This is a genomic window from Vibrio sp. 704 (assembly GCF_033339295.1).
Genome location: NZ_JAWOUH010000038.1, coordinates 1 through 5903, shown reverse-complemented (window position 1 = coordinate 5903; position 5903 = coordinate 1). Strand labels below are relative to the sequence as shown.

The 5903-nt window shown below is 39.0% G+C and carries 7 protein-coding genes; all 7 read right to left on the bottom strand.

Going from position 1 to position 5903, the window contains the following annotated elements; genetic code table 11:
• Positions 1-248 precede the first annotated feature (248 nt).
• Positions 249-896: a hypothetical protein gene (locus R7R24_RS23995; protein ID WP_206947126.1), complete on the bottom strand. Its 648-nt coding sequence runs from the start codon at positions 894-896 to the stop codon at positions 249-251.
• Positions 897-1045: 149 nt separating this feature from the next.
• Positions 1046-1450, bottom strand: a complete 405-nt coding sequence (locus R7R24_RS23990; RefSeq protein WP_170894504.1) for a hypothetical protein — start codon at positions 1448-1450, stop codon at positions 1046-1048.
• 154 nt (positions 1451-1604) lie between these two features.
• Positions 1605-2156 carry a GrpB family protein gene (locus R7R24_RS23980; RefSeq protein WP_079386173.1) on the bottom strand — a complete coding sequence of 184 codons (552 nt, stop codon included), beginning with the start codon at positions 2154-2156 and terminating at the stop codon, positions 1605-1607.
• Positions 2157-2301: 145 nt separating this feature from the next.
• Entirely contained in the window at positions 2302-3132 is an 831-nt protein-coding gene (locus tag R7R24_RS23975; protein ID WP_171345179.1) for a hypothetical protein, read from the bottom strand.
• Positions 3133-3285: 153 nt separating this feature from the next.
• Positions 3286-4143, bottom strand: coding sequence for a DUF6236 family protein (locus R7R24_RS23965; protein WP_104979363.1), 858 nt, complete (start codon positions 4141-4143; stop codon positions 3286-3288).
• A 158-nt stretch (positions 4144-4301) separates the two neighbouring features.
• On the bottom strand, positions 4302-4967 hold the full coding sequence (locus R7R24_RS23960; RefSeq protein WP_213883762.1) for a hypothetical protein: 666 nt from the start codon (positions 4965-4967) through the stop codon (positions 4302-4304).
• 161 nt (positions 4968-5128) lie between these two features.
• Positions 5129-5755 (bottom strand): LysE family translocator, encoded by a 627-nt coding sequence (locus tag R7R24_RS23955; protein ID WP_021822674.1) that lies wholly within the window; start codon positions 5753-5755, stop codon positions 5129-5131.
• Positions 5756-5903: the final 148 nt, after the last annotated feature.

Here is a 5903-nt window from a genome sequence, read left to right as displayed (position 1 = left end):
AACAATCAATGCTGCAACAAGATTGATTAGCACCACTTTCTTCAGTAAATTGAGCAAAATTCCCTCCTAGAGCATAATGCCGCATTAAGGTGTGAGCAACGCTACCGCGAAACCCAAACATACCACCGTAAACACTAAACCCAACGATGAAATGAAAAATGCCAAGCGTTGGGAATCACTCTTAAATGCTTTGTTATGTGCGCACACAACGTTAGTAACATAAATATCATAATAAAGAACAACAGAAACTAGTTATCCCTTTTACTTGATTTATTATGTTCTTCTTTCGCATCAATTTTTTTCTTAATTTTCTTTATCAAACTAGTAACCAATAGGCTAAAAACAAGCCCTAACCCCCCGACACCACCGCTAAAAATCAAGTTGGGTAAGTAGCCTTCAAGTGTACCAAACGATATCAAGAAATCTGCATTCTCACTCCAATTGTCTTTACCTATAAACAATACAATACCGAGAGGAATCATAGATAGTAAAACTATCGTAAGGGCAAACACTTTTGATGATAACTGTTTAACTAGCTCAGGGCTGGAGCCCGAATTTTCTGGAAATATGTTTTCTAAGTTTTTTAATATCTCATCTTTTCGAGAAGGATTAAGCAATGGGCTTGAAATAGTATTGGAGATTAGATCTTCAATTATATTTACGGCAACAATCACACCAGAGTCCAGTTTATTACTTCGTAGGTTAGAACCAATAACCCGCTCAATTTCAAATAACTTGAGTTCTCTACTTTCACCAATTTGATATGAGATTGTGTTAATGATATCCAGCCTAACCTTATCAACTTTGTCCTCTCTGCTTTTGAGGTATAAGTATATAGCTAATGGGATGCCTATAATTGACGCAATCGAACCAACGTACGTTAAAATAATTTCCATAATACCTTTTCTACTAATTCACACATAGCACATAACGCCTTGTTAAGGTGTGAGGCACGCAATACCGAAGCCTCCGCATACCACCTTAACCACTAAAACCAACGCATAGTAAAAATGCCACGCGTGCCGAATCACTCTTGAACAATTTGTTAGCCCTTTTTCAAAAGGTTAAGACTTGTATACGACAACCAAACTACCAAGATTGCCAGTAAGTTTAGAGAAACCGTTACTTCATTAACATTCACACTTATCGGTACTTCAACTCCAAAAGAAAAGGCTAAGGAAAAGTTAGGTGTTTCTATGCCTATCATCTGAATTAAATAAAGAACGATCATTAACTTAAATACCCAAAGCTTCTTTTTTAACAACCCGTAAAAACTAGACAAGTTCAAGCTTAGCATCACTAAAACAATGGCAAATGTGAGAAAAAGACTCGAAGAGCTCAATTGATTTACTTCGGCAAGCAAGTTAAATAGTAGAAACAGAGTAACTGCAACAGATATACCCTGCAAAAACAGCAAGAACTTTGTTCTTTTTAAATGATTTTCAAACAATTTTATATTTTCTCCTTGAGGGCTAACGCCCTGTTAAGGGGTGAGCAACGCAATACAACAGCCGCCGCATACCACCTTAAACACTAAAACCAACGCATTGTGAAAATGCCACGCGTTGCGAATCCCTCTTGAACAGTTTGTTAGGTTTATGATTTCACGATGTAGGTGACAGTATTCTTTGAATATAAGCTGCTTTTGCTGCAGGATAATCTTGCCTACTGACGCCACTTGCAACCAAGCCCTGTTTTAGGGAATTGTACTCGATTAGCAACTCTTGGTTTTGAATGTGAGCATCTCTAAATTGAATATGTTTTCTTAATTTTGAGTCGCCCTGCTTATAAGCATGAACATGGATATAATCGAAACGTTCGTTATCGTTGTAATATGTGAAGAAACAACGACCTTCAACTCCTTGCTCTCCTTTGCAAGTAAAGCCTAAAGATTCGAGCACTAGAATGTTTTGCTTAAAAGTTAAAGTGTCATTATATGCGATACCTATATCTATTATCGGTTTTGCAATTGAGCCTGGGATCGCTGTACTACCAATATGATAAATAGTCACACCATTCAAGTTAGGCGCAATCACGCTGACAATTAGCTCATAGGCTTCAGACCACTTATGGACGTAATCAGTTAGCTGGACTGTAAAACGCTCTAGCCCTATACCTAACTCTTCAAGTCGCTTTATCAACTGAGTTTTATCCACTTTAACTTCCCATGTTAACTCGTAAACCTAACGCCCTGTTAAGGTGTGAGCAACGCAATACCGAAGTCACCGCATACCACCTTAAACACTGAACGCAACGCATAGTAAAAATGCCACGCGTTGCGAATCACTCTTAAACAGTTTGTTATGTGAATTTAAACCCATATGCTTTGATCGAAATATCCTTAATTTTACTTTCACCGATACATCTTTTTAAATTTGAGTACACTTTTAGTGCTTCACTGTAAAATTGCTCATGTTCAGGATCATCAGAAGCACAATCGACAGCCTTTGCAAAACATTTGGTGGCAGAGAACAGCTTGGAAATACAGATAATCATCAACATATGCTTCAAAGCGAGGCTTTCGTTACGAGTATCCGGTAATGGGATAACTGCAAACTCACCTTTATGATTCAAGGCAGACCTTGTCTCATCTGCTACCTGTTGTAACGTAGGGTGCTTCATTTTGCACAATAGCTTGTAGTTGTGATAACACAATTTCCAAGCCGTATTAAATTCATCATCATTTGGGAATTCATCCGGAATGTTCCCGTATAAATCTTTGTATGCTGCCATTTTGCAAAGTTTTCGAGCACCCCAAGGAACATCACCATTCTTGTTAAGTAGAACTTCATCAGCCAAGTCTTGACGCTCAACAAGGCAATTAACAACAAGTGCATTTTCATAAAGCGAAGCAGCGACACATGCTGCTTGGTAAGGATAACCCCAATTAATCAATAACCACGCACCTCTAAAATCACTCATGGTACGCTTCAAAAATGCAGCAGAAAGTTTGATAGATTTTGAACCTGAGTTTTTACCTTTGAGAAATGGAGCTTTAATAGCCAAGTTCATACAATCTTCAGCTAAAGAATCCCAAGGCTTTAAGTCTTCAAAACTTCGGTCTATTGCACCGACTTCGAGGCGAGCCAAATAGTTCCAATAGTGATCTTGCCAGTTGTCTTCAGAAATCATATTTCAATCACTTACATAGGATCCCAATAATTCACATAACGCCCTGTTAAGGTGTGAGCAACGCAATACTGAAGTCACCGCACACCACCTTAGACACTAAACGCAACGCATAGTAAAAATGCCACGCGTTGCGAATCACTCTTAAACAGTTTGTTATACGAGCTCTTTCTGGATACTCGAAAGATAGGCAAAATGTTTGTACTCAACGGGTATGTTACGTCCAACGCCCAATTCGCGATAGCTAAACTTCAGCGCACAAGCCCCTAGAGCTGCCACATTGAGCCCTTGCATGTATGGCTGATAATTTTCTGGTAAATAACCATTAGCTAGCATCATGGCATTACTTACACCAAACCACGGGTCTGTAGCTATTGCCGTTAAGGAACGCTTAACTCTTTTAAAGCCAGTTTCTTTCATAACGCGATTGAAATCATTTAAATCACGATGAAGTTTATTAATTGCTTTGTTCTTTCGTTTAGGTATGTCTTGGCTCGTAACTACAGTATCTACAATTGAATCCATAGCATCACGTAACGCTAAAAGCTCTGGCAACCTTTTATTCTTAAAGTCAATAACTTCAGGAAGAGGGACGTCACCGGTTGGAATTTGGATAGCATTATACAATTCAAACTCTAAACATCCTTGTGTTTTTGCATATTGCTGAGGAACAATTAATTGATCCGTTGGCTGGGCAATACTCCACTCTTCATTTTCAACTTTATTGTTTTCTTCGTAAGCAGCCATTTGAGTTGCTAGTGGTAAAAATCCATTTTGATCACCTCGTAATTCACGAAATCGTACTGTTGTAGATTTAGCAATCCCTTCCTGAATGAGAAAGTCAACATCCTGACCACCACCAATATGAATCATATTGTTTGTTGGATAATCTATCTTGTCCCAAAAAAGAAGGTAATTTCTGAGATTTATAGGCTCGACAGAGCCATTCATTTGTAATCCATGCCCATTATTCAAAATTGAATAATTTGGAGTAATTATTATACCGCGTTCCATTTAGCCTCCTGCTCGTATAACGCCCTGTTAAGGTGTGAGCAACGCAATGCTGAAGCTCCCGCATACCACCTTAAACACTAAAATCAACGCATAGTAAAAATGCCACGCGTTGTGAATCACTCTTGAACAGTTTGTTAGAATTACGTCTCACTGCGGGTCTATCTATTTCGTACACCATCACCAAATTCAGTAAAGTCGCTGATTTGGCTTAACTTAAATCTGTGTTCAAGAACAAAGGTTGACCACTTCTCTTTAAATATTGGGGCATCATCAAGCTCACTAACATTTTCGGTAGTGAGCATCTTTTTTGTCAGGTAATTAATACTAGTAACTACCTCCACTCTAGGACCTCGATTAGCCATTGCCTCATAACCGATTAACTCAAGATCTGAATCTTGGTAACGGAAGTTGTAACTCCACTGGTTCTCAAGTCGACCATCTAAAAAATCAATATGTAAGTTTCCTTTTGTAATACTCATTAAGATTTCTTCAGCCCTTCCTTCTTCATCAACAGAAAAGAAGCAATTGTCATTTTCAACAACGACGTCGTACTTGTCGTTATTTCTTAAAGCAACAATAATTCCTCTTCGGTTGAGATCTAACTGACCACGGTACTCATCAGTGACCATTTTGTTTTGGTCTGTACCTTGTATCATCAAAACAATATCGTCTCTACCATCTCCATTTAGGTCACCATGTATAGCCTCAATTATAGTGTGACCATTAGGAACGATTTCCCAATAGGAGCTATCAAGGTCGATTTTTTCTTGTGCTAAAACGTTTGCTCCAAATAGCAAAGCTGATAATAAAAGTAACTCTTTCATTTCTCGCTCTATGATTTTTCAGTAGTAAGTTCTAACGCCCTGTTAAGGTGTGAGCAACGCAATACCAAAGCCGCCGTTTACCACCTTAAACACTAAAATCAACGCATAGTAAAAATGCCACGCGTTGCGAATCACTCTTAAACAGTTTGTTAGCACTTAGATTATCGCTGCTTCATAAACGCTATTGCTAACCCAGAAGACACGAATGTGATACCTGCACCAATATTTAACCCTGACACTAGTTTAGGCTTGTTTCTAAACCACTCAGACAATTGAGAAGAAAACACACCCATTAAGCTAAAGCCAATTGCTGTTAATGCTGCAAACCACACACCGTAGCCAATCATTTGAGTTGTCACTGAGCCTAAACTTGGGTTTACAAATTGAGGAACAAAAGCAAGAACAAACATACCTGGCTTCGGATTAAGTGCTGCTGATAGAAACCCAGTAGAAAAGATAAGTTTCAGAGACTGTTTTTTCGCTGGTTCCAGTGAGAACAGGTTTCTCGTACGGAGTACTTTCACACCTAACCATATTAGGTAAGCAGCACCAACCAGTTTTACAACATAAAACGCCACTTCAGAGGTTTGAATTAAAAGGGTTAGCCCGAATGTTGCTGCGACTACATGAAATAAAATACCAGCACCAGAAGACATGCCTGACATTACTGCCGCCAGTCGACCTTGGCTTAAACCTCTACCTATAGCGAGCAAGTTGTCCGGGCCCGGCGAGATCACCAAAAGTAAACAAGCTAATGTATAAGTAACAAATACCTCTAATGGAAACATAAAACCTCCTTGTTGAATGATTCTGAGTGCTAACGCGCAGTTAAGGTGTGAGAGACGCACATGCACCCTAGCCTAAAATAAACTCTGATAAATCCGTGCCTATTTGGGCACTAAAACCCCAATGCGTTTCGAATCGCCTTGAACGTCT